General features: G+C 63.6%; 25 protein-coding genes. 11 read left to right on the forward strand and 14 right to left on the reverse strand.

The window, feature by feature from the left end; translation table 11 throughout:
• Positions 1 to 32 precede the first annotated feature (32 nt).
• Entirely contained in the window at positions 33 to 1,217 is a 1,185-nt protein-coding gene (gene uxuA, locus EN850_RS26140) for a mannonate dehydratase (protein WP_136092578.1), read from the reverse strand.
• Between the two features lie 135 nt (positions 1,218 to 1,352).
• On the opposite strand from uxuA, the gene EN850_RS26145 reads away from it, so the two are divergent.
• The 5 genes from EN850_RS26145 (at position 1,353) to EN850_RS26165 (ending at position 5,751) form a co-directional block, all read left to right on the forward strand.
• A complete protein-coding gene (locus EN850_RS26145) occupies positions 1,353 to 2,141 on the forward strand; it encodes a FadR/GntR family transcriptional regulator (protein WP_246689280.1) in 789 nt (262 codons plus the stop codon).
• Positions 2,134 to 2,919, forward strand: coding sequence for an SDR family oxidoreductase (locus tag EN850_RS26150; RefSeq protein ID WP_136092579.1), 786 nt, complete (start codon positions 2,134 to 2,136; stop codon positions 2,917 to 2,919). Before EN850_RS26145 ends, EN850_RS26150 begins: the two co-directional genes overlap by 8 nt.
• 4 nt (positions 2,920 to 2,923) lie before the next feature.
• Positions 2,924 to 4,039 carry a mannonate dehydratase gene (locus EN850_RS26155; RefSeq protein WP_136092580.1) on the forward strand — a complete coding sequence of 372 codons (1,116 nt, stop codon included), beginning with the start codon at positions 2,924 to 2,926 and terminating at the stop codon, positions 4,037 to 4,039.
• Positions 4,039 to 4,740, forward strand: coding sequence for an RraA family protein (locus EN850_RS26160; protein WP_136092581.1), 702 nt, complete (start codon positions 4,039 to 4,041; stop codon positions 4,738 to 4,740). Before EN850_RS26155 ends, EN850_RS26160 begins: the two co-directional genes overlap by 1 nt.
• A 120-nt stretch (positions 4,741 to 4,860) precedes the next feature.
• A complete protein-coding gene (locus EN850_RS26165; protein WP_136092582.1) occupies positions 4,861 to 5,751 on the forward strand; it encodes a DUF1236 domain-containing protein in 891 nt (296 codons plus the stop codon).
• Between the two features lie 159 nt (positions 5,752 to 5,910).
• Here EN850_RS26165 and EN850_RS26170 read toward each other — a convergent pair whose 3' ends face one another.
• Positions 5,911 to 6,522, reverse strand: a complete 612-nt coding sequence (locus tag EN850_RS26170; protein ID WP_136092583.1) for an alpha-ketoglutarate-dependent dioxygenase AlkB — start codon at positions 6,520 to 6,522, stop codon at positions 5,911 to 5,913.
• Positions 6,523 to 6,688: 166 nt separating this feature from the next.
• Here EN850_RS26170 and EN850_RS26175 point away from each other — a divergent pair, with 166 nt between their 5' ends.
• The gene (locus EN850_RS26175; protein ID WP_136092584.1) at positions 6,689 to 7,126 is read left to right on the forward strand and encodes a GFA family protein; all 438 of its coding nucleotides are present in this window, start codon (positions 6,689 to 6,691) and stop codon (positions 7,124 to 7,126) included.
• Positions 7,127 to 7,196: 70 nt separating this feature from the next.
• Positions 7,197 to 7,397 carry a KTSC domain-containing protein gene (locus EN850_RS26180; RefSeq protein ID WP_136092585.1) on the forward strand — a complete coding sequence of 67 codons (201 nt, stop codon included), beginning with the start codon at positions 7,197 to 7,199 and terminating at the stop codon, positions 7,395 to 7,397.
• A gap of 18 nt (positions 7,398 to 7,415) precedes the next feature.
• Here the strand turns inward: EN850_RS26180 and EN850_RS26185 are convergent, their stop codons facing one another.
• The 8 genes from EN850_RS26185 to cyoA form a co-directional block, all read right to left on the reverse strand.
• A complete protein-coding gene (locus EN850_RS26185; RefSeq protein ID WP_136092586.1) occupies positions 7,416 to 8,678 on the reverse strand; it encodes a DUF763 domain-containing protein in 1,263 nt (420 codons plus the stop codon).
• 111 nt (positions 8,679 to 8,789) lie between these two features.
• Positions 8,790 to 9,326, reverse strand: coding sequence for a response regulator transcription factor (locus EN850_RS26190; RefSeq protein WP_189343529.1), 537 nt, complete (start codon positions 9,324 to 9,326; stop codon positions 8,790 to 8,792).
• Positions 9,316 to 10,668: an ATP-binding protein gene (locus tag EN850_RS26195; RefSeq protein WP_136092587.1), complete on the reverse strand. Its 1,353-nt coding sequence runs from the start codon at positions 10,666 to 10,668 to the stop codon at positions 9,316 to 9,318. The genes EN850_RS26190 and EN850_RS26195 overlap by 11 nt, the downstream gene beginning before the upstream one ends.
• Positions 10,665 to 11,480 (reverse strand): SURF1 family protein, encoded by an 816-nt coding sequence (locus EN850_RS26200; protein WP_135880973.1) that lies wholly within the window; start codon positions 11,478 to 11,480, stop codon positions 10,665 to 10,667. Before EN850_RS26200 ends, EN850_RS26195 begins: the two co-directional genes overlap by 4 nt.
• Positions 11,477 to 11,854, reverse strand: a complete 378-nt coding sequence (cyoD, locus tag EN850_RS26205; protein WP_136092588.1) for a cytochrome o ubiquinol oxidase subunit IV — start codon at positions 11,852 to 11,854, stop codon at positions 11,477 to 11,479. Before cyoD ends, EN850_RS26200 begins: the two co-directional genes overlap by 4 nt.
• Positions 11,851 to 12,477, reverse strand: a complete 627-nt coding sequence (cyoC, locus tag EN850_RS26210; RefSeq protein WP_135880975.1) for a cytochrome o ubiquinol oxidase subunit III — start codon at positions 12,475 to 12,477, stop codon at positions 11,851 to 11,853. Before cyoC ends, cyoD begins: the two co-directional genes overlap by 4 nt.
• 9 nt (positions 12,478 to 12,486) lie before the next feature.
• A complete protein-coding gene (cyoB, locus tag EN850_RS26215) occupies positions 12,487 to 14,484 on the reverse strand; it encodes a cytochrome o ubiquinol oxidase subunit I (protein ID WP_136092589.1) in 1,998 nt (665 codons plus the stop codon).
• Between the two features lie 10 nt (positions 14,485 to 14,494).
• Complete coding sequence (gene cyoA, locus EN850_RS26220) at positions 14,495 to 15,676, reverse strand: ubiquinol oxidase subunit II (RefSeq protein WP_135880977.1); 1,182 nt, start codon at positions 15,674 to 15,676, stop codon at positions 14,495 to 14,497.
• Between the two features lie 205 nt (positions 15,677 to 15,881).
• Here cyoA and EN850_RS26225 point away from each other — a divergent pair, with 205 nt between their 5' ends.
• On the forward strand, positions 15,882 to 17,204 hold the full coding sequence (locus EN850_RS26225; RefSeq protein ID WP_136092635.1) for an MFS transporter: 1,323 nt from the start codon (positions 15,882 to 15,884) through the stop codon (positions 17,202 to 17,204).
• Positions 17,205 to 17,259: 55 nt separating this feature from the next.
• On the opposite strand, the gene EN850_RS26230 is transcribed toward EN850_RS26225, so the two are convergent.
• The 4 genes from EN850_RS26230 to EN850_RS26245 form a co-directional block, all read right to left on the reverse strand.
• A complete protein-coding gene (locus EN850_RS26230; protein ID WP_127870884.1) occupies positions 17,260 to 18,042 on the reverse strand; it encodes an SDR family oxidoreductase in 783 nt (260 codons plus the stop codon).
• Positions 18,043 to 18,112: 70 nt separating this feature from the next.
• Entirely contained in the window at positions 18,113 to 18,448 is a 336-nt protein-coding gene (locus EN850_RS26235; protein WP_127870883.1) for a hypothetical protein, read from the reverse strand.
• A complete protein-coding gene (locus tag EN850_RS26240; RefSeq protein ID WP_136092636.1) occupies positions 18,448 to 19,314 on the reverse strand; it encodes a DUF6772 family protein in 867 nt (288 codons plus the stop codon). Before EN850_RS26240 ends, EN850_RS26235 begins: the two co-directional genes overlap by 1 nt.
• A 58-nt stretch (positions 19,315 to 19,372) precedes the next feature.
• Complete coding sequence (locus EN850_RS26245; protein WP_135916934.1) at positions 19,373 to 20,512, reverse strand: mandelate racemase/muconate lactonizing enzyme family protein; 1,140 nt, start codon at positions 20,510 to 20,512, stop codon at positions 19,373 to 19,375.
• A 131-nt stretch (positions 20,513 to 20,643) separates the two neighbouring features.
• Between EN850_RS26245 and EN850_RS26250 the strand changes: the two genes are divergently transcribed.
• From EN850_RS26250 to EN850_RS26260, 3 genes are all read left to right on the forward strand, one after another.
• On the forward strand, positions 20,644 to 21,402 hold the full coding sequence (locus EN850_RS26250) for a FadR/GntR family transcriptional regulator (protein ID WP_136092590.1): 759 nt from the start codon (positions 20,644 to 20,646) through the stop codon (positions 21,400 to 21,402).
• Positions 21,399 to 22,184: an SDR family oxidoreductase gene (locus EN850_RS26255; RefSeq protein ID WP_136092591.1), complete on the forward strand. Its 786-nt coding sequence runs from the start codon at positions 21,399 to 21,401 to the stop codon at positions 22,182 to 22,184. The genes EN850_RS26250 and EN850_RS26255 overlap by 4 nt, the downstream gene beginning before the upstream one ends.
• 75 nt (positions 22,185 to 22,259) lie before the next feature.
• Positions 22,260 to 23,504, forward strand: coding sequence for a sugar ABC transporter substrate-binding protein (locus EN850_RS26260; protein WP_136092592.1), 1,245 nt, complete (start codon positions 22,260 to 22,262; stop codon positions 23,502 to 23,504).
• Positions 23,505 to 23,562: the final 58 nt, after the last annotated feature.

Genomic DNA, 23,562 nt, shown 5'->3' on the forward strand with positions numbered 1-23,562 from the left:
ATATGCAAACGGCAGTTCGCCTTCCGATGGTCTCAGGCCAGGCCGAACCGCTCGACGGCGCGCATGATGCCGCGCAGCTCGGCGAGGCCCTTCAGCCGACCGATCAGCGAGTAGCCGGGATTGATCTTTTTCTTGCCGATGTCGTCTGCGAGCAGGTGGCCATGATCCGGCCGCATCGGGATTTGCCAGTCGGCGCGACCTTGTGCGCGGCGGCGCGCCTCTTCCTGCATCAAAGCGAGGATGACGTGCGCCATGTCGGTACCACCTTCGAGATGCTCGGCCTCATAGAACGAGCCGTCCTCCTCGATGGTGATGTTGCGCAGATGGACGAAATGGATGCGGTCGGCGAATTCCTTGACCATGGCGACGATGTCGTTGTCGGCGCGCGTGCCGTAGGAACCAGTGCAGAAGGTCAAGCCATTGGCGGGGCTGTCGACAGCGTTGAGGATGAAACGCGCATCCTCGGCCGTCGAAACGACGCGCGGCAGGCCATAGAGCGAGAATGGCGGATCGTCGGGGTGGATGCACATGCGCACCCCCGCCTCTTCAGCCGCCGGAATGATCTCGCGCAGGAACCAGGCGAGGTTGTCGCGCAGTTCCTTCGGCCCGATCGCATCGTATTCCGCCAGGGCCTCGCGGAAACTGTCCCTGTTATAGCTGCGCTCCGTTGCCGGCAGGCCGGCGATCAGGTTGCGCTCGATCTGGTCGATCTGCTCCGGCGTCAGCGCCTTCAGGCGTTGCTCGGCCTCGGCGATACGCGCCGGCGTGTAGCTTGCCGCGCCATTCTTGCGCTGCAGGACAAAGAGATCATAGGCGGCAAAGTCGATGGCGTCGAAACGCAAGGCGTAGCCCGTCGTCGGCAGCCGGTAGGCCAGATCGGTACGGGTCCAGTCGACCACCGGCATGAAATTGTAGCAGATCGTCGCGATGCCGGCCTTGGCGAGCGCGCGGATGCTGTCGCGATAATAGCCGGCATAGCGCTCGCGCTCCGGCGCGCCGATCTTGAACGAATTGTGGACCGGGATGCTCTCGACAACCGACCAGGTCAGCCCAGCGGCCTCGATGATGCGCTTGCGCTCCAGCACATCGGCCTCGGGCCAGGCCCTGCCGTCATAAATCTGGTGGAGCGCCGAAACCACGCCGGTGGCGCCAGCCTGTTTGACATGCTCGAGCGTCACCGGATCATCGGGACCGTACCAGCGCCAACACTGTTCCATGAAGTCTCCTCACTGTTTGGCGGCGACCATATTGTTGGACCACGATCCTGTCAACAGAACCTTTATTGCCGCTCAAGGTTGATTTTTGACCGACAGAACTCTAATCTGGTCCAACAAATTGCAAGGAATTAGCTGTTGGAACAGGCGAGCCGCGAGCCGATGGAAGCGTCTGAAGAAGCAGGAATCAGCAGTTCGGCCGTCGACCAGACGGTGCGGCAGATCCTCGACCTCATCCGCAATCGGGCCTTGTCCGTCGGCGACGTCCTGCCTACGGAACGGGAGCTCGGCGAATTGTTCGGCGCCAGCCGCAACACGATTCGCGAGGCGCTGCGCACCATCCGCACCTATGGCCTGATCGACCCCAAGCCGCGTGTCGGCGCGGTGCTGGCCGACAGGCAGAGCGTCGCGATCCAGAATTTCTTTGCCGCGCAAATGGACATATCGAAGACGTCCTTTCACGACATACAGGGATTTCGCCGCATCATCGAGGTGAGCGTCGGCGATCACATCATCCTCAATGCCGGCATCGCCGAACTCGACGCCCTGGACGAGATCAACGGCCTGATCGAGGCCGCCCGGGATGTCCAGGAGGCGGCGCAGCGCGATTTCGATTTCCACCTGGCGCTGATGAAGCTCGCCGGCAACCGCATGCTGGTGCAGACCTACCAGTTCCTGTCGCCTGTCATCCTCCACATCATGACCGTCGGCAAATCCATCCGGCCGGTGCTGAGTGAAACACGCCGCGCCCATGGCGAGATCATCGCGGCGCTGCGCGCCCGCGACCGCATCGCCTATAGCTACCTGATGAGCCGGCACCTCGACTTCGGCCTGCGCTTCGTTCCCGACGATCTCGAAAACGCCCGAACCGCGCCGGTGACCCCGTCGCCAGACAGAACACTTCCCAAGGATTTGCCCCATGCTTGATTTCGAGAACAAGGTTGCGCTGATCACCGGCACGACCGGCATCGCGCTGGCCACCGCCAGGCGCCTGGCCCAAGGTGGTGCCTCGATCGTCGCTTGCGGCATCGACAGGGCAGCCAACGCCGCCATGCAGGAGAGCCTCGCCAAGGCCGGGGCGAGCGCTTTGGTGCAAACCGTGGACGTCTCCGTTGCCGACGAGGTGCGCGAGGCGGTCGCGGCCGGCGTCGCGAAATTCGGCGGCATCGATGTCATCGTCAATTCGGCGGCGGTGCATCCCTATGGAACGGCAACGACGACCGACTGGGAAACCTGGAACCGGGCGATGACGGTCAATGTCGGCTCGATCTACCTGACCGCGCATTTCGGCATCCCGGAAATGGTCAAGCGCGGCGGCGGTGCCATCGTCAACGTCGCCTCGGTGCAGGGCTTTGCCTGCCAGCAGAATGTCGCCGCCTACGCCACGACCAAGGGCGCCATCCACACGCTGACGCGGTCGCTGGCGCTCGATTACGCCGCATCGGGCATAAGGGTGAATTCGGTCAGCCCGGGTTCGATCCGCACACCGATCCTGGAGAAGGCCGCTCGTGGCGACGGCGGCAGCGACGCCGACGTCGAAGAGGCCTACAGACGGTTCGGCGCGGCCCATCCGCTCGGCCGCATCGGCGAGCCGGAAGAGGTGGCCGAGCTCATCGCTTTCCTGTGCTCATCCAAGGCGGGCTTCTGCACCGGCGCGGACTATAAGATCGACGGCGGCCTCACCGCCGGCATCGGTGTGAAGTAGAGCCATGAAGATCGGTCTTGGGCTTTACCGGGAATCTCTGACAACGGACAATTTCCGCTTCGCCCGCCAGGCGGGCGCCACGCACATCGTTGCCCACCTCACCAACTATTTTCGCGGCCGCGACCCTTCGCTGTCCGCCGGCAGCGAGACAGAAGGCTGGGGCGACTGCTCCGCCGACGAACTCTGGAACCACGAGGACTTCGCCGGCCTGGTGAAGACCGTGCGTGACAATGGCCTGGAAATCGCCGCGATCGAGAATTTCTCGCCGCGCTTCTGGTCCGACGTGCTGCTCGGCGGCCCGGACAGGGCAAGGCAGATCGAGGGTCTGAAGCGCCTTGTCCGCGATGCCGGACGCGCGGGCATTCCCTGCATCGGCTATAATTTCTCGATTGCCGGCGTCTGGGGCTGGTCGCGCGGTCCGTTCGCGCGTGGCGAGGCGATGTCGGTGGGCTTGGACCTCTCGGCCATCGACCCCGATCTGCCTCTCCCTGACGGAGTCGTCTGGAACATGCGCTACCGCGCCGGACGGCCAGGTTCAGAAACGGTCAAAGTGAGCAGCGAGGAACTTTGGCAGCGGCTGGACATGTTCCTGCGCGAGATCGTGCCCGTGGCCGAAGAGGCCGGCGTCATGCTGGCGGCGCATCCGGACGATCCGCCGGCCGAAGCATTGCGCGGGGCGGCGCGACTGGTCAACCGGCCGGAAAAATACGACCGGCTGATGGATATCGTCGACTCGCCGTCCAACGGTCTGGAACTCTGTCTCGGCTCGCTTCAGGAGATGCCTGGCACGGAGGATATTTACGGCCACGTCAGGCGCTTCGCCCGACGCGGCCGCATCGGCTATATCCATTTCCGCAACGTGCGCGGCAAGGTACCCAGATATCACGAGACCTTCGTCGATGATGGCGACATCGACATGGCCGAGATCGTCCGCATCCTGCGCGATGAAAACTATCAAGGCGTGATGATCCCCGACCATACGCCGGAAATGTCCTGCGACGCGCCCTGGCATGCCGGCAAGGCTTTTGCACTCGGCTATATGCGTGCGCTGGTGCAGAACGCCACGGCCCTCGGGCCTTCCCGCACCGCCCCATCCACCGACGTTCGGAGGCAAGCCTGATGACCGGATCGACCCGCCTCGATGGTGACGACGCCGAAATGTATCGCCTGTTCGAGACCGAACTGTTCGTCGCCGTGGTTGGCGACGTGATGGACACGCTCGGGCTGCAACACCAGTTCCTGCCACCCGTATTCAAGCCGGTCGACGACAAGACGCGCCTGCTCGGCCGGGCCATGCCGGTGCTTGAAACAGATATCTTCCTGTCCGACGAGCCGACACACAATCCGCTGATGACCAAGCCGTTCGGGCTGATGTTCGAGGCGCTGGACGATCTGAAGCCCGGCGAGATCTACGTCGCCAGCGGCGCCTCGCCCCGTTACGCCCTGTGGGGCGAACTGATGTCGACGCGCGCCAAAATCCTCGGCGCGCACGGCGCCCTGGTCGACGGCTTCGCCCGCGACACGGACGGCATCAAGGCACTTGGATTTCCCTGCTTCTGCACCGGTTACTACGCACAGGACCAGGGCGTGCGCGGCAAGGTGATCGATTATCGCTGCGCGCTCGAAATCGGCGGCGTGCGGATCGAGCCGGGAACGCTGCTGTTCGGCGACAAGGAAGGCGTTATCGTCATCCCGCGACAGGCCGAGAAAGAAGTCGTGCGGCTGGCCTTGGAAAAAGTGCGTGGCGAAAAGCTCGTCGCCAGGGCGATCCGCGAAGGCATGAGCGCGGTGGAAGCCTACAGGACTTTCGGCATCATGTGATCGGTCCCGAGGGGCTCGGGTTCAGCCGTGGGTGGCGGCATTAACGCATCCGGTCTGGAACAATCTTTTTTGGTCGAAGTTCCCCCCTTGAAGGGACGAACTCTCCGAAGGAGATTTCCTATGAAACATGTTCTCATGACCAGCATGCTTGCGATCGGGCTCGGATGCGGGGCGGCGATGGCTCAGACACAGCCCGCCGAAAGCCAATCAGGAGCGGATACGAACTGCGCTTCCGGCACGACCAACTGCCAAAACGGCTCGAAGATGAAAGACCAGGCGCAGGGCACCAAGTCCCAGACTGATCAGCAGGCTCAGGGCAAGGCCAAGATGAAGACGGACGAGCAAGCCCAGGGCAAGGCCAAGGTCCAGACCGATCAGCAGGCCCAGGGCAAGGCCGGCGCCTCTACGGACCAGCAGGCCCAGGGCAAGGCCAAGGTTCAGACCGATCAGCAGGCCCAGGGTAAGGCTAAGGTCCAGACCGATGAGCAGGCCCAGGGCAAGGCCGGCGCCTCTACGGACCAGCAGGCCCAGGACAAGGCCAAGGTTCAGACCGATCAGCAGGCTCAGGGTAAGGCTAAGGTCCAGACCGATGAGCAGGCCCAGGGCAAGGCCGGCACCACGACGGACCAGCAGGCTCAAGGCAAGGCTGGCGCCACGACGGACCAGCAGGCCCAGGACAAGGCCAAGGTTCAGACCGATCAGCAGGCTCAGGGTAAGGCCTCCACGCAGGACAAGACTTCGACCGCGTCCATCAACAACGTGACGGTCGAACAGAAGACCCAGATCACCCAGGTGTTCAGGGAAACCAAGGTCGAGCCGGTGGCCAGCGTCAATTTCGACGTCTCCGTCGGCATCGAAGTTCCGCGGCACAAGATCAGGCTGCATCGTTTGCCGGCTCGCATCGTCAAGATCGTTCCGGCCTACGAAGCATACGAGTATTTCGTTCTCGCCGATGGCCGGATCGTCATCGTCGATCCGGATACATACAAGATCGTGCTGATCCTGACCTAGGAGCAATTCCGGGGAAGCGCGCAGCGCTTTCCCCGGAATTGCGTGAAACCGATAGTTAGAGCACGACATTGCTCGACCCGCCCTGCCGCACGCAGGTCGGGTCGAGCCCTCATAGCGAGATGGATGCGGACAGCTTCCCCGTGCAAACCTCAGCGCTGCTCAGGGATGCCGAGGCCGCAACGTTCGCAAGGTGATCGAGTAGCGGTGCTCGGCAAGCGGCGGGATGCTGTGCTCCCATTCTATTCGCGAAGAGCCCGTCATGAGATAGGCCGATCTCGGCTCGACAGTGATTGTCTGGCGCTCCCATCCGGGCCCATTCTTGCGCCGAAGGCGAAAATCGCAGGGCGCCAGCAGCGAGACGCCCGCGACGTCCTCGAAATGAGGCTTGTCGCGGTGCCAGCCGATACCGGCGCCGGGCCGGTATTCATTGATCAGGACCTGCGCGAAGGCCTCGGCGGGCCGGTGCGCAAAGGCCGCGACCTTGTCGCGCAGGGGCAGCAGAAAATCAGGGATAGGCGGCGCCTCGACGACTACGCGCCGGTCATAATCGTAGCGCAGGCCAAAACCAACGACGCGCCGGTTCGCCAGATGACCGTGGAAATCGAAGGCCTTGAAAGGCAGGCCTTCAAGCTGTCGGACGAGTTCGATTTCCTCTTGCGGCGTGATCAGTCCGGGCTGGTAGACGAAGCCCTCCGGCAAATCATCCTGATCGGCACTGAAGAGATCGTACTGGGCCACACGGCCGGATGTTTTCGGTTTGAGCGGCGACATCGTGCCTAGATGGTGAAGGCCGGACCACAAGGCAAGACAGGGCCGCGCCGACTTGCCTTCGACACATCGCATACCCGGCGCAATGGAACACTGGAGGGGCGTGAAAGTTTAGGAAACGGCGGCTCCGTTGGAGGCCGCCGGACTTGTTCCAGCCTTGGAGTGCCGGATGCCACGCGTCGAGACCGGAGCCTGCTTTTGCGGGGCGATTGCCGCCGCCATGGACGGCGAGCCTTTCTGGATATGCTACGATCACGATGACGATTGCCGACGGGCGATCGGCAGTCCGCTCACCATCTGGGTCGGATATCGGCCGAGTCAGTTCCGCCTTTTGAAGGGAACGCCAAAGGCTTTTTCCAGGACGCCGGGCGTTGCCCGCACTTTCTGTCCCGACTGCGGGAGTTCGATAGGCTACAGCGACGAAGGCCTGCCGGACGAGTTTTACCTGACAATCGGGTTCTTCGACAAACCCGAAGGGTTGCGGCCACAGGCCCATGCCTATTGGGATCTCAGGCTGCCTTGGGTCGACTTTGCCGACAAGCTGCCGCGCATCGATCGATATTCAAGGGCGCGCGACGCGAAGTACGGCGATCCACGCGACAGGTAGCGACTTCGGCTGACCGCAGGGAACCGGACCATGCCCGGCGGGTTAATCGGAGGAGCCGTCAGGTGCCAACATGCCGTCGACCGTCATTCGAAGCACGCAATACGATCCCGCGACCAGGATTCTCTCCGTCTGGTTCGTGCCGCACGGCAACCGCTATGACTATGAGGAAGTCTCCCCGGCTACCTATGCGGCATTCATGAGGGCTTCCTCGAAAGGCCGCTTCTTCAATAAATTCATCAAGGATCGCTACAGCTACCGTCGCGTGGCGTGATGCCCCGCCAGCGGCCCGTCATGCCTTCTTGCTTTGCCCGGCCGTCACCTCATCCGGCGCCGGTTCCCAGCCAAAGACACTGCGACCGCCAAGCAGATGCGACTGGTCGAATTCTCCGGCGACAATCTCCTTCAGGCTGGGACCGGTAACGTATCGCTCGACCTGCCGCGACTGATCGTCGAGCCGCCTCAGCGCACCGATTTCCTCTTCGCGGCCAAGCCTGGCCTTTTGCACGGCCGACTTCAGCACTCCGATCGTCTCGTCATAGACCTTGAGCGGAACCGGAAACGGATGCCTGTCCTTGCCGCCATGCGCCAGCGAAAACCGGCCCGGATCCGAAAACCGGCACGGTGCGCCATGCACCACTTCGGCAACCAGCGCCAAGGCGCGCACCGTGCGAGCGCCAACGCCGGGAACCAGAAGCAGCTCGGCGAAATCGGCGGGACCGCACTCGGCGGCAGCGGCCATGTTGCCGTGAAGGCGATGCATCACGACATCGCTCTCACGAACATCATGGTGAGCCGGCATGACCAGATGCGGCAGCAGCGGCTGCTCGGGAGCCGATGCGGTGCCGGGTTCCAGAGCGGCGAACTCCCGAAGGATGCGGTCCGGCCCAAGATCCTGCAGCAGGTCCAGCTGTCCCTGGCGTGAGGCTTCGGCGCGCCTGTCGGTCAGGTTGACGATTTCGCCTTGGTTGGCGCCCTCGATGGCGGCGTGCGGCTGGTCGACGAAACTCTTCAAACCTTCGGACAGCCAGTGATAGCGGCGCGCCACCTTGCTGTCGCCGTTCATGCCTTGCTGCACCACCACCCAGTCGCCATCGTCGGTAACGATGAAGCCGTGCAAATACAGGTCGAAACCGTCCTGAACGGCGGCGCTGTCCACCTTGGCGACAAGCCGGCTGGCGGTTGCCAGACGCGCTCCGTCGAAGCCGATGCGCTCGCCGATGGCGGCAAGCTCGTGCGGGGTTTTGCGCGAATGCGCGCCGCGGCCGCCGCAGACGTGAATGCCGAGTTCACCCGACAGCGGCGTGAGACCGCGTTTCAAGGCACCGACGACGCTGGTGGTGATGCCGGACGAGTGCCAATCCATGCCCATGACCGCGCCGAAGGACTGGAACCAGTACGGATGCGCCAGCCGCCGCAGCAATTCATTACGGCCGTAATGATGGATGATCGCCTCGCACATGACAGCGCCAAGGCGCGTCATGCGGTCGCCCAGCCATTTCGGCACGCGCCCGCCGTGAAGCGGAAGATCCGCACTGCCTGATCGTTGCGCCACGTGTTTGCCTGCTCCGGTGTCCGCGAATCTCAGACAAATAGGTATCCCGGAGCGCACACGGAAGCACTGAATGGTCGCACCCGGCCCGGTCGCGAACGCAAATGCGCTCTGCTATCTCACCACGCGCTTCTCGAGCTTGCGGGCCAGAGTGCGGCGATGCAGGCCAAGCCGGCGCGCCGTTTCGGAGATGTTGAAGCCGGTTTCGACCAGCGTTTCGTGGATGCGCTCCCATTCCAGATTCTTGATCGAGGTGGGCCGGGAGGAGAGCGGTACGGAAACATCGCCCTCAGCCCGGCCGAAGGCGGCTTCGATGTCATCGGTGTTGGCGGGTTTCGCCAGGTAATGGCTCGCGCCGAGCTTGATCGCCTCGACAGCCGTGGCGATGCTGGCAAACCCCGTCAGCACGACAATCCTGATCGAAGCATCGCGGGCGCTGAGCAGCTTGACGCACTCCAGTCCGGAGCCGCCGGCTCCAAGCTTGAGGTCGACGACAGCGTAAGCCGGAACAGTTGTTTCGAGGGCGCTAAGCAATGCTTCCCGGTCGTGGCAGACGACGACGTCGTAATCGCGCTTTTCGAAGGAGCGCTTCAGCGTTTTGGCGAAGGTGGCGTCGTCCTCTACGATAAACAGGGATCGATCAGGCCTCACGATCATCTCCATCGGTCAGCGCCGGAAGTGGCAGCGAAAGAGTAACACAGGCGCCCTGTTCCATGTTGCGCGCCGAAAAATCGCCTCCCAGTTTCCGGACCACGTTCATGACGAGGAACAGGCCAAGACCGCCGCCCGGCCGTCCCTTGCTCGACATATAGGGTTGGCCAAGTGCTGCCAGAATACCCTCGTTGAAACCCGGCCCGCGATCGCGCACGGAAATCACCAGCTTGTCGCCCTGCCGCTCGGCGGTGACGCCGACCCAATCCTGCGATGCTTCCTGGGCATTGTCGAACACGTTGAAGATGACCTGCTTCAGCGCCGTGTCGGATACGATCTGCTCGTCCGGGTCGAAATCGTTCTTGTATTCCAGCTTGAATGGCTGGCGACTGATGCGCCATTCCTCGACCAGATCGTCGAGGAAACCGCGAATGGTCGTGCGTATCGTTCCCTCGCCCCTCGCCTGGCCGGAAGACATCAGGATCCCGGACACGATGCGCTTGCAGCGCTCGATCTGGGCCTGCATCTCGGCCATGTCGGCCGCCATTTCGCGGTTGCGCGTGAGCGTGCGCATCTGGCGCCAGTCGGACAGGATGACGGATATCGTGGCAAGCGGCGTGCCGAGTTCGTGCGCGGCGCCGGAGGCCAGAAGGCCCATGCGTACGATGTGGTCCTCCTCGGCCGAGCGCTGGCGCAGATCGGCGAGGTAGGCGTCGCGCTCGCGCAGATTGCGGTTGATGCGCGTCATGAAGATCACGATCAGTCCGGCCGCCAGCACGAAGCAGATGAACATGCCCCTGATATGCAGGGACAGGAGATCGCTGCCGCCATGATGCGGGATCGCGATCGGCTGGAAGAGGAAGATGAGGAAGACGAAGCAGGCCGATGCAGCCGCCACGAGGATCCAGGTAAACCTTGGCGTCAGCAGTGCCGCGCCAAGCGTGATCTGCAGGAGATAGAGCGATACGAACGGGTTGGACGCGCCGCCGCTCAGGTAGAGCTGCGTCGTCAGTGCCGCCATGTCGAAGATGAGCGCAACGAAGAGCTGGGTGTTGCTGATGGGCCTGGTGCCGCGCAGGACCAGCAGGCTGAAGATGTTGAGGCCCAACAGGAAAAGCACCACGCCGGCCATCTCCGCCAGCGGCAATGGGATATCGAACCAGTATTCCGTCGCCAGAATGGTGAGCACCTGACCCGCCACCGCCAGCCAACGCAGTTGGATGAGGAGGAACAGGTTCTTCCTGTTCGTTGCATCAGGGTGCGATACTGCCCCGTTCTTGCCGGCTAGGGATGCCGCCACCAGGGATTTGTCATGATGAAGCGCTTGCGTGGGGACGCTCATCTCGCGGGTCCTCGCCGTCGGCCGTGGCCGATCATCGGCCTGGCCAGGGCAATGGCGAGCATCGCAGCGAGCGCGAACCAGGTCAAAGCATAGACCAGGTGGCTGTTGCGGAAGGTCACGACGGTCAAGCCGCCGCGCGGCCAGCCCTCCATGCGTGACGCTTCCGCATCGACGAAATAGGGAGCGACATTGCTCGTCAAGCCGTGCGCGGTTGCTATGGCGGCGACGTCTCGCGAATACCAGCGATTGCCCGTGGTGTCGTTCTTGCGCAGGAAGCCGCCGCCGGGTTCGCTCATGCGCAACAGGCCGTCGATGACGGCCGGCGCGGTTGGGCCGCCTCTCTCCCGTTCGAACTCAGTCTTGCGCTCCAGGGGAATGAAGCCGCGGTTGACCAGCACGACGAAGCCACGGTCGGTCCGCATCGGCGTCAGCACCCAATAGCCGCCGCCAAGCTCCGTCACCGCCTGCACAAGCGTGTTGGCGCCGCCCTGGTAGCGTCCCGCCAATCGCACATGGCTGTATTCGTAACCGGCCGCGGTGATGCCGTTCCAGCTCTCCGGGCCAGGCGCATCAACAACCGGAGCATGAATGCGTTGGTCGACACGAGCGATCAGGTCGAGCTTCCAGACTCGCCTTTCCAGTTGCCATATGCCGAGCCCGGCAAACACCAGCACGCCGAGGAGCCCGAGCAGCACAAGGACAAGGCGCGACACGGTCGACCTGCCGGCGCTCTCTTGCGGTACGGGATGCGGGCCGATGCCTGTTTGTCCGATCGCCTCGATGGTGGTCCTCCCAGAGCCCGCCGGGCTCATGGCATCTCGCGCATGTCGTGCAGCCCGGGCATCATGTTGGCGTTGAGATGGTACATCACCCAGAGCGAACCGGTCAGCACGATGACAACCAGGATCAGCGTGAAGATCAGCGCCAGCATCGACCATCCGCCTTCCGAGGCGGTGTTCATGTGCAGGAAGAAGACCATGTGGACCACGATCTGCACGACCGCGAAGGCCATGATGACGATGGCCGTGGCCTGCTTGTCATCGATGATGCCGGTCATGACCAGCCAGAATGGAATGGCGGTCAGGATCACCGACAGGACGAAGCCGATCAGATAACTCCTGAACGATCCGTGCGCGGCACCGCCATGGGCGTGGCCGTGACCCTCGGCATGATCATGAGCGCTCATCGCAACATCCCCATCAGATAGACGAAGGTAAAGACGCCGATCCAGACGACGTCGAGGAAGTGCCAGAACATGCTGAGGCACATCAGCCGGCGGCGGTTGGCCTCGATGAGACCGTGTCTCGCGACCTGGATCATCAGCGTCACCATCCAGACGATACCGAAGGTCACGTGCAGGCCGTGCGTGCCGACGAGCGTGAAGAAGGACGACAGGAAAGCGCTGCGCTGCGGCGTGGCGCCTTCATGGATCATGTGCGCGAATTCGTAGAGTTCGATCGACAGGAAGGCCAGGCCGAACAGCATGGTCACGGCAAGCCAGGCTTGTGTCGCCGCGACGCGCCCCTTGTCCATGGTCAGCATGGCGAAGCCATAGGTGATCGAGGAGAAGAGCAGCATGGCGGTGTTGACCGCCACCAGATCGAGGTCGAACAGGTCCTTGGGCGCGGGCCCGGCCGCATAGTTGCCGCCAAGCACGCCATAGGCGGCGAACAGCATCGCGAAGATCAGGCAGTCGCTCATCAGGTAGAGCCAGAAGCCGAGCATGGTGGAGCCGCCTTCGGCGTGCGCATGCTCTTCTTCCAGGTGGAAGACCGGTTCGGTGCCGGCCGTGATTGCCGTCGATGTCATGCTCAAACCCTAACCCTGAGCGGCGAGGAGCGTGGTCCTCGCCTTCTCCGTCTGCGAGACTTCGGCCGCCGGAATGTGGAAGTCGCGGTGATAATTGAAGGTATGGGCGATCGCGGTGGCGATGAGGCAGACGAAGCTCAGCGCCGCCAGCCACCAGATGTACCAGATCAGGCCGAAGCCGAGCGCGACGCTGAAGGCGGCTAGGATGATGCCGGTCCCGGTGTTGCTGGGCATGTGGATCGGTTTGAAGCCGGCGAGCGGCCTGATGTAGCCGGCCTGCTTCATGTCCCACCAGGCATCGTTGTCGCGAATGACCGGCGTGAAGGCGAAATTGTAGGCGGGCGGCGGTGAGGAGGTCGACCATTCGAGCGTGCGGCCGTCCCAGGGATCGCCGGTCGGATCGGCAAGCGCCTCACGCCTGCGGATGGAGACGAAGATCTGGATCAGGAAGGCGGCGATGCCGCAGGCGATCAGCACCGCGCCGAAGGCGGCGATGACGAACCATATCTGCAGCGAGGGATCATCGAACACACGCATGCGGCGCGTCACGCCCATCAGGCCGAGGATGTAGAGCGGCATGAAGGCGAACCAGAAGCCGACCACCCAGCACCAGAACGAGACCTTGCCCCAGAACGGATCGAGCTTGAATCCGAAGGCCTTGGGCCACCAGTAGGCAATGCCGGCGAACAGGCCGAACAGCACGCCGCCGATGATGACATTGTGGAAGTGGGCGATCAGGAACAGGCTGTTGTGCAGCACGAAGTCCGCCGGCGGCACGGCAAGCAGCACGCCGGTCATGCCCCCGACAACGAAGGTGAGCATGAAGGCCACCGTCCACATCATCGGCAGTTCGAAGCGGATGCGGCCGCGATACATGGTGAACAGCCAGTTGAATATCTTCGCCCCGGTCGGGATCGAGATGATCATCGTGGTGATGCCGAAGAAGGAATTGACGCTGGCGCCCGAGCCCATGGTGAAGAAGTGGTGCAGCCAGACAAGATACGACAGGATGGTGATGACCACCGTGGCGTAGACCATCGAGGTGTAGCCGAACAGGCGCTTGCCGGAGAAGGTCGAGGTGACCTCGGAAAAGACGCCGAACAGCGGCAGGATGAGGATGTAGACTTCCGGGTGACCCCATATCCAGATGAGGTTCACATACATCATCGGGTTGCCGCCGAAGTCGTTGGTGAAGAAGTTGGTGCCGACATAGCGATCGAGCGCCAGCAGCGAGAGCACCGCCGTCAGCACCGGGAAGGAGGCGACGATCAGCACGTTGGTGCAGAGCGATGTCCAGGTGAAGACCGGCATGCGCATCATAGTCATGCCGGGCGCGCGCATCTTGATGATCGTGCAGATCAGGTTGATGCCCGACAGCGTCGTGCCGACACCCGCCACCTGCAGCGCCCAGATGTAATAATCCACACCGACGTCGGGACTGTAGCCGATGCCGGAGAGCGGCGGATAGGCAAGCCAGCCGGTGCGGGCGAATTCGCCGACGAACAGCGAGGCCATGACGAGGATGGCGCCGCCGACCGTCATCCAGAACGAGAAATTGTTGAGGAATGGGAAGGACACGTCGCGCGCCCCGATCTGCAGCGGCACGACGAAGTTCATCAGCCCGGTGACGAAGGGCATCGCCACGAAGAAGATCATGATGACGCCGTGGGCGGTGAAGATCTGGTCGTAGTGATGTGAGTTCAGGTAGCCCTCGGAGCCGTTGAAGGCGATGGCCTGCTGGAGCCGCATCATGATGGCGTCCGAGAAGCCGCGCAAAAGCATGACGAGGCCCAGCACCATGTACATGATGCCGATCTTCTTGTGGTCGACGCTGGTGAACCATTCGCGCCACAGATAGGTCCAGAGCTTGAAATAGGTGATCGCGCCGAGAAGCGCGATGCCGCCGAGCGCCACAGCGACGAAGGTGGCGACGACGATGGGTTCGTGCAGCGGCAGCGACTCCAAGGTGAGGCGGCCGAAAATGAATTTGGTCAGCGTATCGGGCATCGGCTGTCTCTCACAATTCACGCCGCAGCAGGCCGAGAGGCGGCGTATCCGCCTCGGCGCTGCGGCTGTCTGTTCCTGGCCGGAGCAGCCCCGCCCCGCGAAGCGGCGACAGGTTCTTCGCCGGCCAATAGCTCGGCCAGGCATCGCGCGACGCGCGTGAGACGGCAGCCGCCTCTTCCGCCGTGCAGATGCTGGCGACATAGGAGGGGTCGTTTCCGAACACCGCGCCACGCCGCGCGAGCTTGTCGTATTGCAGCGGCAAGGTGTTGCGCACACCGGCAAGACCGAGACCACCCTTGGCGTCGATCGACATCATCTCGTTCATGCACATCTTACCGCGCTCGACGCACAGATTGAGGATGGCGCCATAGAGGTCGGGATCGACGGAGGCGTAGTGCCGGACCGGTTCGTTCTCGCTCGGCTTTTCGAGTTCGAGATAGCTGTCGCGGTTGAGCGCCGCCGACGCGGTCCTGGCCTGTGCCACCCACTGGTCGAAGGCCTGGTCGGACAGGCCGTGGAAGGCGAAACGCATGCCCGAAAAGCCGGCGCCGCTGTAGTTGGCGGAGAAACCGCTATAGGTGCCCGGCCGGTTGATGACGGCGTGCAGCTTCGTCTCCATCGCCGGCATCGCGTAGATCTGTCCGGCAAGGGCTGGGATGTAGAAGGAATTCATCACCGCCGACGAGGTGATGCGGAAATCGATCGGCTGGTTGACCGGCGCCGCCAGCTCATTGACGGAGGCGATGCCGTAATCGGGATAGATGAAGAGCCATTTCCAGTCGAGCGCCACGACCTCGACCCTGAGGGGCTTGTGAAGCTGAGTGACGGGCTGGCCGGGTTCGATCCGGTCGATGCGGCGGTATGGGTCGAGCAGGTGGGTGCCGAGCCAGGTCAGCGCACCAAGGCATATGATGATGAGGAGCGGTGCCGCCCAGATCACCAGTTCCAATTTCGTCGAATGGTCCCAGTCCGGCGCATAGGTCGCCGAGGCGTTGGATTGCCGGTAGCGCCAGGCGAAAAAGACCGTCAGCGCCATGACAGGCACGATGATGATCAGCATCAGCAGGGTCGAGACCACCAGCAGGTCGCGCTGCTGGGCCGCGACATCGCCCGCCGGCGCGAGCACGACCATGTCGCAGCCGCTCAACAGCCCGGCCAGGGAAAGCAGAAGCAAGGCTCCAAATCGTTTCATCAGACACTGCCCTCGATGGATCGCCGCAGCGCGTTGCGATGTTGCAGTGCGGTATCGACAGAGGGCTACTGCCGGCGACGGCACGGTGACATTGGACAATTTGTCCAATGCCCAGCCGGGCCGGGTCTGGCGCAGTGTGCATTGCACAATGGGATTGCTACAAATGCGTCCCGGGTATTTCATCCACGCGGTGGCGACGGACAAGATGGCTCAGACTTCGACTGCCGAAACAAACAGCGAGTTGATCGGCTCGCATCATGGCCAGGTCAGCGCGGGCGATATCGCGGTCGGCGTGATCGTGGGCAGGACGTCGGAATTCTTCGACTTCTTCGTCTATGCGATCGCGTCCGTCATCGTGTTCCCCAAGCTGGTGTTTCCGACGCATGATCCGCTCGTCGGAACGCTCTACTCCTTCGCCATCTTCGCGCTGGCCTTCATCGCCCGTCCCTTCGGCTCCGTCCTGTTCATGGCGGTCGATCGCGCCTACGGTCGCGGTGCGAAACTGACGATCGCGCTGTTCCTGCTCGGCACCTCGACCGTCGCCATCGCGTTCCTTCCCGCCTATGGCGATATCGGCGCGATCGCGATCTGGCTTTTGGCGCTGGCCCGCATCGGGCAGGGCGTGGCGCTCGGCGGGACGTGGGACGGCCTGCCCTCCCTGCTGGCGCTGAACGCGCCACGGAACCGGCGCGGCTTCTATGCCATGATCCCGCAACTGGGGGCTCCGATCGGCCTCATCGTGGCCAGCGCTCTCTTCGCCTTCTTCGTCGCCAACCTGTCGGCCGACGACTTTCTTGCCTGGGGCTGGCGCTATCCGTTCTTCGTCGCGTTCGCCATCAATGTCGTGGCCCTGTTCGCCAGGCTGCGCATCGTAGTGACGCCAGAATTCTCGAAACTGTACGAGAGCGGCGACCTCCAGCCGACGCGCATAAGGGACACGATCAGGGCCGAGGGCCGCAACGTCGTCGTCGGCGCCTTCGCGCCGCTGGCGAGTTTCGCCCTGTTCCACATGGTGACGGTGTTTCCGCTCTCCTGGGTGTTCCTGTTCACCAATGAGGGGCCGGCGCGCTTCCTGGCGATCGAGGCGGTGAGCGCGCTGTTCGGCATCGCCGCCATCGTCGCGTCGGGCCCGCTCGCCGATCGGGTCGGACGCCGCGCGCTGCTCGGCGGTTCGGCGATCGCCATCGCGACGTTCAGCGGCTTTGCCCCGCAGCTCCTGGACGGGGGCACCGTTGGCGAGGCCCTGTTCATGGTGCTGGGCTTCATCCTGCTGGGGCTGAGCTTCGGGCAGTCGTCGGGCGTCGTCGCATCGAGCTTCTCGCGACAGCATCGCTATACCGGCTCGGCGATAACCTCGGATCTCGCCTGGATGTTCGGCGCCGGCTTCGCGCCACTCGCGGCATTGCTTTTGGCCGGCAATTTCGGCCTCATCGCGGCGGGCGCCTATCTGCTCTCGGGCGCGGCGTGCACCTTGCTTGCCTTGTGGATCGATGGACGGCGTTCGGCCGCGGACCGCCCGACCGACTGAACACCATAATGGCGGCAACGGTCGGCGAGCGTTGCAGGGGCGGCGGCCCCGCCGGTCAGCGGAACATCGAACCGCCATCGACGTCGAGCGCCGCGCCATAGACGAAGCTCGCGGCGTCGGAGCACAGGAACAGGATCGCGGCGGCCATGTCGTCGGGCCGGCCCATGCGGCGTATGGGCAGATTGGCCGCGATACGGTCCTTGAGGGCAGGGTCGATGTGGGAATGCATCGGCGAATCGGTCGGCCCCGGATTGAGGGCGTTGATGCGCACCGCCTTTCCCGCCAGTTCGCGCGCGACCGACTTCACCAGCGACAGCGTGCCGGCCTTCGAGGCCGCATAGGCCGTGTCGGCGATAAGGCCGCCACCGCCATGCACGCCGGCGTCCGATGCCACGCAGACGATGTTTCCCCCGCCGCTGCCCTGCATGCGCTGCACCGCGCCCTGGACCGTGAAGAAGGTGCCCAGCAAGTTGACGCCCAGCACGCGCTGCCAGTGCGCCCAATCCTGGTCGGGGATTCGCTTGGCGGTGATGATCGCGGCACAGGTGACGACATTGTCGAGCCGCGCCAGCCTGGCATCGCAATAGTCGAACATGCGCCCGATGCTGTCGGGATCACCCATGTCGGCCACCACCTTGTGCGGCGTCCCGGCCATCCCGCCCAGCTCGTCATGGCGCCTTGCAAGGCCTTCCGCATCACGGTCGCACATCACGACCTCGGCCCCCTTGGAGAGGAATGCACGGGCGGTTTCGAAACCCATGCCGCTCGCGGCACCGGTCACCAGCACGGTCTTGCCGGCAAAGCTGTCCGGGGCAAATGTGGCGTATACGTCGATCATGATTTCTCCATGAGATCGAAAGAGGGATGGCCAGCCGTAGGCGAGGCCTGTGACGTTGGCGCGAGCCGGTTCAGGCCTTCAGGTGCAGCGTCACCAGCACGGTACATTCGGCGCCGCTGTCGAACCTTGCCGCGACGCGCAGCCAGTTGCCGAAATGGGCTAGCCGCGCCATCGCCACGGCGTCGCGCTCCTTTGGCATCGGAAACTCGGTGCCCTCGCGCAGCCAGTGCATGCCGTCCGGCGAGACCTCGACCCATGCCGTGGCGATGGGGCCGACGGGTTGCTTGAGTGCCCGCACGAAGAAGATCGCCTCGCGCGCCCATCCCGCCTCGTAGGGCTCGCTGGCGGCTTCGCCACGCCAGCACTCGTTGCGGGAGACGACCGCGGTGATGTTCTCGGGCAGCATCAGAAATCTCCCGAAATGCAGATGGAATCGACGTAGAGGAAGGCCCGTTTGGCGACGTCGGTTTCGGCGAAAAGGCCGAAGTTGAGCATGCACCACAGGTTCTTCATCGCCGGAATGCGGATCGAATCGAAGCCCGAGAGATCAAAGCTGCGATCGTTGCACCTGAGCCCGAGCGCCGTCATCGTTGCCAGATCGAAATCGAAGCACAAATACGTCCAGTTCACCTTGGTAGGGATTTCGTTGTAGCAGAGACGCTGCGATCCGCCGGGAAGATCGACCCAGCCTTCCGGCGACAGATGGTAGTGGCTGATCGTCTTGTTGTCGGTGCCGATCGGGGTGATCCTTTCGGTCTCGCGCTTGTACTGCCATTTCTGCAGATGCTGGCCGTCGAACGCGTTCAAGAAGCGCAGATGCGGCATGACGCGATCGTTGTTGCCGTCCTGGTCCCCACCCTGCAGATCGAAGAGGAGGCCGACGGAGCGCACGTCGGTTTCGGACAGCTTCAGCGTGTTGGCCTCCGGCTTGAAGGTAAAATAAATTTCGAAACGGATCGGCCCGCGTTTGCGGAATGTGTGGCGTTTGATGGCGACGTTGCGGGCGCCCGCCACCGGTCGTGTCGCGATCTTGAGGGCATAGGACGAATCCATCCCGCCATGCGAGCCGGCGTCCCAGTGGGCGAGCGTCGACAGCATCGCGCTGGTGTGCTGCGCGTAGCCCGGCAGCATGGTGTCGAGATCGTCCTCGTAGTTGCCGACAAGCTGCGACCAGCCGCAATGACCGCGCGCGAAATTGTCGAACGACAATATCCGCGGCAGCGGGTCGAAACGGCTGAGCGCGGGGTCCGCGCGCAGCAGCGCCAGGCGCATCGCCTCGGTCAGGTCGCCGGTCTGGTTTGGAGTCTGGTTCTTCATCTGGTCTTCGGCCTCATTCGGCTTTCAGTTTCTTGACGGCTTTCCAATCGATTTCGATGCCGAGTCCGGGTTTTTGCGGGACATCGAGCGTGCCGTTCTTCTGCCTGACGCAGCCGGGCGCGAGATCGGCCAGATGCGTCTTGAACGGGCTGGCATCACACTCGCATTCCATCACGCCGAAGTTCGGCATCGCGGCAGCCATGTGGACGCTCGCGGTCTCGCAGACGATGCCGGACATGCCGATATGCGGAGCGTAGCGGACGTCATGCGCGGCGGCATATTCGGCCATGCGGCGCGTCTCGGAGATGCCGCCGGCGCGCGCCACGTCGGGCTGCAGCACCGACAGTGTGCGGTTGGCGATCAGGCGTTGCGCCTGGTCGAGGGTGAAATTGCTCTCGCCCGCGGCCAGCGGTACGTCGCAGCGCCGACGCAATTCCTCATAGCCCTGCTCGTTCTCCGGCTGCAGCGGCTCCTCGAACCAGAAATAGCCATTTGCCGAAAGCGCACGGCCAACCTCGACGGCCTCGTCCAGATTGTAGGCCCAATTCGCATCGACACAGAGCCCGATCGCGTCTCCGGCCCGCTTGCGGATGCGCTCGATGCGCTTGCAAGCGTCGCGCACAGGACGCGCCATCTTGACCTTGATGCGTGTAAAACCCTCGGCCACGTAACGGTCGAGTTCAGCGTCGGCGGCTTTGTCATCAACCCAGTTGACGGCCGCCGCGTAGACGTCGATGCGATGACGTCCGACGCCGCCAAGAAGTTTGGCGATCGGCTGTCCGGTTGCCTTGCCCAGTATATCCCATAGCGCGATATCGACGCCGGCGATGGCCTCGATCAGCATACCGCCTGCCCTGCCCGACAAAGCGCGGCGCATCGACTGCCACAAGGCGCCGATATTGCGGGCGTCCTGGCCGAGCAGGCGCGGCCTGAGCGAGCTTTCGATCAACTCGACATAGGCCTTGGGTGAAAATCGCGCCAGGGTTTCGCCGACCCCGACAATGCCGTCTGTGGTGCGCACTTCGACCAGAACCAGCGACACCTTTTCGTAGACGCCCCATGAGGTGACCGTAGGCCTGGGCAGCGTCTGACTGAGGGGATGGGCTATCACCTCGGCAATCTTCAACGGCCCGGCCGCGGTTGGATCGCTCATGCGCATCGATATCAGATTTCCCTCGTCCCTGCGGATGGCTCGTCATAACGCTCACTTATAAACTTAGCAACCAGAAAACTTAGTTGCTATGTTTGAGACAATCGTGCTAGGCAGCCAAAAGAGGATCCCGAATGGTCACAGAAGCAGCACGCAAATCGATTTTCGCCGTGAAGCCCGCGAGCCCATCACGCCTTGCGGATGGGGTCTCCGATGCAATCGCAGCGGCGCTGTTCGACGGACGCATCGCCCCTGGCGAGGCGTTACCGCCGGAAGGCGAGATCGCCCGGGAGTTCGGCGTCTCCAAGCCGATTGCACGCGAGGCGCTGCGCCAGCTGACCAGCGCGGGCCTGGTGTCGACGCAGCAAGGCAAGGTCGCGCGCGCCAAGGCACTCAGCGGCGAGCCGATGGACCGCATCTATGCCTATGCCGTCCGTTCAAGCCTGACGCGGCTTCAGGAAGCCAACGAGATGCGCCGGGTCATCGAGGTCGGCATCGCCCGGCTGGCCGCCGAGCGCCGCGACCCTCGGGGGCTGGACCTAATGCGCCAGGCTTTGCTCGACATGCGGGCCGGCATTGGCAAACCGGGTGATTTCACACAGGCCGACATCATGTTCCACCTCGGCCTCGCGACAGCCACTGGAAATTCCATGATCCGCATCCAGATGGAAGGGATGCGTTCGGTCCAACGGGAGGTTTCGGAGCTGTTCTCACGACGCTCCAATCGCACCGAGGCGGATTGGCGCGCCACCGTTGAACGGCACCAGGCAATCCATGACGCGATCGCGGCGGGCGACACCGACCTCGCGGACCGGCGCATTCACGAACACTTCGACGCGGCCGACATCGCTTCGTTCGAGGTCGCCGACAAGCTCGGGGAGCCGTCGCCTTGAGCCAGGACCGTTTTTCCCTTGCCGGTCGTCGAGCGCTGGTCACCGGCGCCAGCTCCGGCATCGGGCGCGCGGTTGCGATCGCCCTTGCCCAGCAGGGGGCCACGGTCGCGCTGCACCATTTCGGCGACGCCGCCGGAGCGCGCGACACGGCTGCGGCCATCGGTCCCGGCACCGCGGTCCTCGAGGCCGACTTCACCGACAGCAGGGCAATGTCGGCCTTCGCGTGCGAGGTCGCGGACGGCGCCATCGACATCCTGGTCTCGAACGGCGCGATCGAGCGACGCCGTGCCTGGGACGAAGTCGACGAAGCGCATATCCAGGCACATGTCGCGGCCAACTTCACGGCCCTGTTCACCTTGGCCACGCGGCTGGTTCCAGCCATGGCAAAGCGCGGATGGGGGCGCGTGGTGGCGACCGGCAGCGTGATGGCGAGGCGGCCGCGCGCCGAAACGATCGTCTACGCGTCGCTGAAGGCGGCGCAACTGACGGCGGTGCGCGCCATGGCGCGTGACGTCGCGCCGCACGGCGTCACCATGAATGTGGTATCGCCCGGCGCGATCGAGACGGAGGCCACCGCCGAGCGGTACCGGGACGCCGCTTTCCGCCAGGCGGTTGCGGCGAAGATTCCCGCCGGACGCCACGGCCAGCCCGACGACGTCGTCGGCGCTTTCGTTTTCCTGTGCAGCAACGCCGCCCGCTACATCACCGGTGCCGACATCCCCGTCGATGGCGGTTGGACGATCGGTGACGCGCCCGGTGCCTTGCCAGGAGCGACAGCATGACCACACGCCGCCGGCCGGGCCATTGATATCGCGCCCACAGTTGTTGAGTGACCATCAGCGTTTCGGGAGGAAATCATGAAGACCGCAATCAAGCTCGCACTATCGGCCGTGGCGCTGTGCGCCCTATCGGCACAGTCGATGGCCCAGGAACTCCGGATGACGGTGTGGACCGGCAACGAGGCCCATCTCAAGATGCTGAACGGCATCGCCGCGGGTTTCATCGCCAAGCACCCGGGCGTCACGGTGAAGTTCGAGACCGTTCCGGTCGCCGACTATACGCAGAAGCTCACCTTCCAGGTCGCCGGCGGTAACGCCCCCGATATCGCCTGGATGATGGAAGATGCCGCACCGGCCTTCGAGAACGCCGGCCTGCTCATGGACATCGGCCCGACGCTGAAGGCGACCGAGGGATACAATTTCGAGGATTTCTCCGAGCCGGCGATGGCGCTCTGGCAAAACGACGGCAAGGTCTACGGCATGCCGTTCTCGACCTCGCCTTTCCTGATCTACTACAACAAGGACATGTTCGACAAAGCGGGTCTCGAAGATCCCAACCAGCTTGCCGCGAAAGGCGAGTGGAACATGCAGAAATTCCAGGAGGTCGCCAAGAAGGTCACCGACGCCAATCCCGGCAAATGGGGCTTCGAGTTCAAGGACGGCGAAGGCTATGCATCGCGCATGACGCACGCCTTGCTGCCACCCGTGCGCGCCTATGGCGGCGATCTGTGGGCCAACGGCCAGTGCGGCCTGGACAAGCCGGAAGCGGTGGCCGCCGTCAAGCAGCTCCACGACATGGTGTTCAAGGACAAGTCGATCGTGCCGCCGGGGGAACAGGGCGACTATTTCTCCGGCAATTCGGCGATGACCGTGAACCAGATCTCACGGGCCTCGAAGATGCCCGAGGCGGGTTTCAAATGGGGCATCGCTCCGCTGCCTTCGGGACCGGCCGGCGAGGCTCCGGTCATCGGCCAGGCCGCGCTGACCGTCTTTGCATCGGGCAAGAACACGGAGCTCGCCGCCCAGTTGGTCGCCGAGATGACCAGCAAGGACAATGTGGCTGTCATGGCGCAGTTCTTCCCGCCGGCCCGCAAGAGCGTCCTGGAGAGCGACGCCTTCGTCAATTCCAACAAGCTGATCCCGCCGGAACAGATGAAGAGCGTGGCCGCCGCGATCGTCAACGGCCGCGTCCATCCCTCGCATGAGCATGTGCCGCAGATCTTCGCGGCGATGGCGCCGCGCGTCGACGCATTGTGGCGGGCCGACGCCAATGTCGAAGAGGCGCTGAAGGGCGTCTGCGCAGCCATCCAGCCGCTGCTCTGACAGGGGCTCCGCTTCGTGGCCGGCAAGGCATTCCGGGACAATGCGGCGCGCGCTGCGG

This window comes from Mesorhizobium sp. M8A.F.Ca.ET.207.01.1.1, assembly GCF_004794715.1.
Lineage (GTDB): Bacteria > Pseudomonadota > Alphaproteobacteria > Rhizobiales > Rhizobiaceae > Mesorhizobium.

What these genes read in the sequence shown, in the direction of transcription:
- uxuA (WP_136092578.1), bottom strand. Translation starts at nt 1,217, where the DNA reads ATGGAACAGTGTTGGCGCTGGTACGGTCCCGATGATCCGGTGACGCTC.
- EN850_RS26150 (WP_136092579.1), top strand. Translation starts at nt 2,134, where the DNA reads ATGCTTGATTTCGAGAACAAGGTTGCGCTGATCACCGGCACGACCGGC.
- EN850_RS26155 (WP_136092580.1), top strand. Translation starts at nt 2,924, where the DNA reads ATGAAGATCGGTCTTGGGCTTTACCGGGAATCTCTGACAACGGACAAT.
- EN850_RS26160 (WP_136092581.1), top strand. Translation starts at nt 4,039, where the DNA reads ATGACCGGATCGACCCGCCTCGATGGTGACGACGCCGAAATGTATCGC.
- EN850_RS26165 (WP_136092582.1), top strand. Translation starts at nt 4,861, where the DNA reads ATGAAACATGTTCTCATGACCAGCATGCTTGCGATCGGGCTCGGATGC.
- EN850_RS26170 (WP_136092583.1), bottom strand. Translation starts at nt 6,522, where the DNA reads ATGTCGCCGCTCAAACCGAAAACATCCGGCCGTGTGGCCCAGTACGAT.
- EN850_RS26175 (WP_136092584.1), top strand. Translation starts at nt 6,689, where the DNA reads ATGCCACGCGTCGAGACCGGAGCCTGCTTTTGCGGGGCGATTGCCGCC.
- EN850_RS26180 (WP_136092585.1), top strand. Translation starts at nt 7,197, where the DNA reads ATGCCGTCGACCGTCATTCGAAGCACGCAATACGATCCCGCGACCAGG.
- EN850_RS26195 (WP_136092587.1), bottom strand. Translation starts at nt 10,668, where the DNA reads ATGAGCGTCCCCACGCAAGCGCTTCATCATGACAAATCCCTGGTGGCG.
- EN850_RS26200 (WP_135880973.1), bottom strand. Translation starts at nt 11,480, where the DNA reads ATGAGCCCGGCGGGCTCTGGGAGGACCACCATCGAGGCGATCGGACAA.
- cyoD (WP_136092588.1), bottom strand. Translation starts at nt 11,854, where the DNA reads ATGAGCGCTCATGATCATGCCGAGGGTCACGGCCACGCCCATGGCGGT.
- cyoC (WP_135880975.1), bottom strand. Translation starts at nt 12,477, where the DNA reads ATGACATCGACGGCAATCACGGCCGGCACCGAACCGGTCTTCCACCTG.
- cyoB (WP_136092589.1), bottom strand. Translation starts at nt 14,484, where the DNA reads ATGCCCGATACGCTGACCAAATTCATTTTCGGCCGCCTCACCTTGGAG.
- cyoA (WP_135880977.1), bottom strand. Translation starts at nt 15,676, where the DNA reads ATGAAACGATTTGGAGCCTTGCTTCTGCTTTCCCTGGCCGGGCTGTTG.
- EN850_RS26225 (WP_136092635.1), top strand. Translation starts at nt 15,882, where the DNA reads ATGGCTCAGACTTCGACTGCCGAAACAAACAGCGAGTTGATCGGCTCG.
- EN850_RS26230 (WP_127870884.1), bottom strand. Translation starts at nt 18,042, where the DNA reads ATGATCGACGTATACGCCACATTTGCCCCGGACAGCTTTGCCGGCAAG.
- EN850_RS26235 (WP_127870883.1), bottom strand. Translation starts at nt 18,448, where the DNA reads ATGCTGCCCGAGAACATCACCGCGGTCGTCTCCCGCAACGAGTGCTGG.
- EN850_RS26240 (WP_136092636.1), bottom strand. Translation starts at nt 19,314, where the DNA reads ATGCGCCTGGCGCTGCTGCGCGCGGACCCCGCGCTCAGCCGTTTCGAC.
- EN850_RS26245 (WP_135916934.1), bottom strand. Translation starts at nt 20,512, where the DNA reads ATGAGCGATCCAACCGCGGCCGGGCCGTTGAAGATTGCCGAGGTGATA.
- EN850_RS26250 (WP_136092590.1), top strand. Translation starts at nt 20,644, where the DNA reads ATGGTCACAGAAGCAGCACGCAAATCGATTTTCGCCGTGAAGCCCGCG.
- EN850_RS26260 (WP_136092592.1), top strand. Translation starts at nt 22,260, where the DNA reads ATGAAGACCGCAATCAAGCTCGCACTATCGGCCGTGGCGCTGTGCGCC.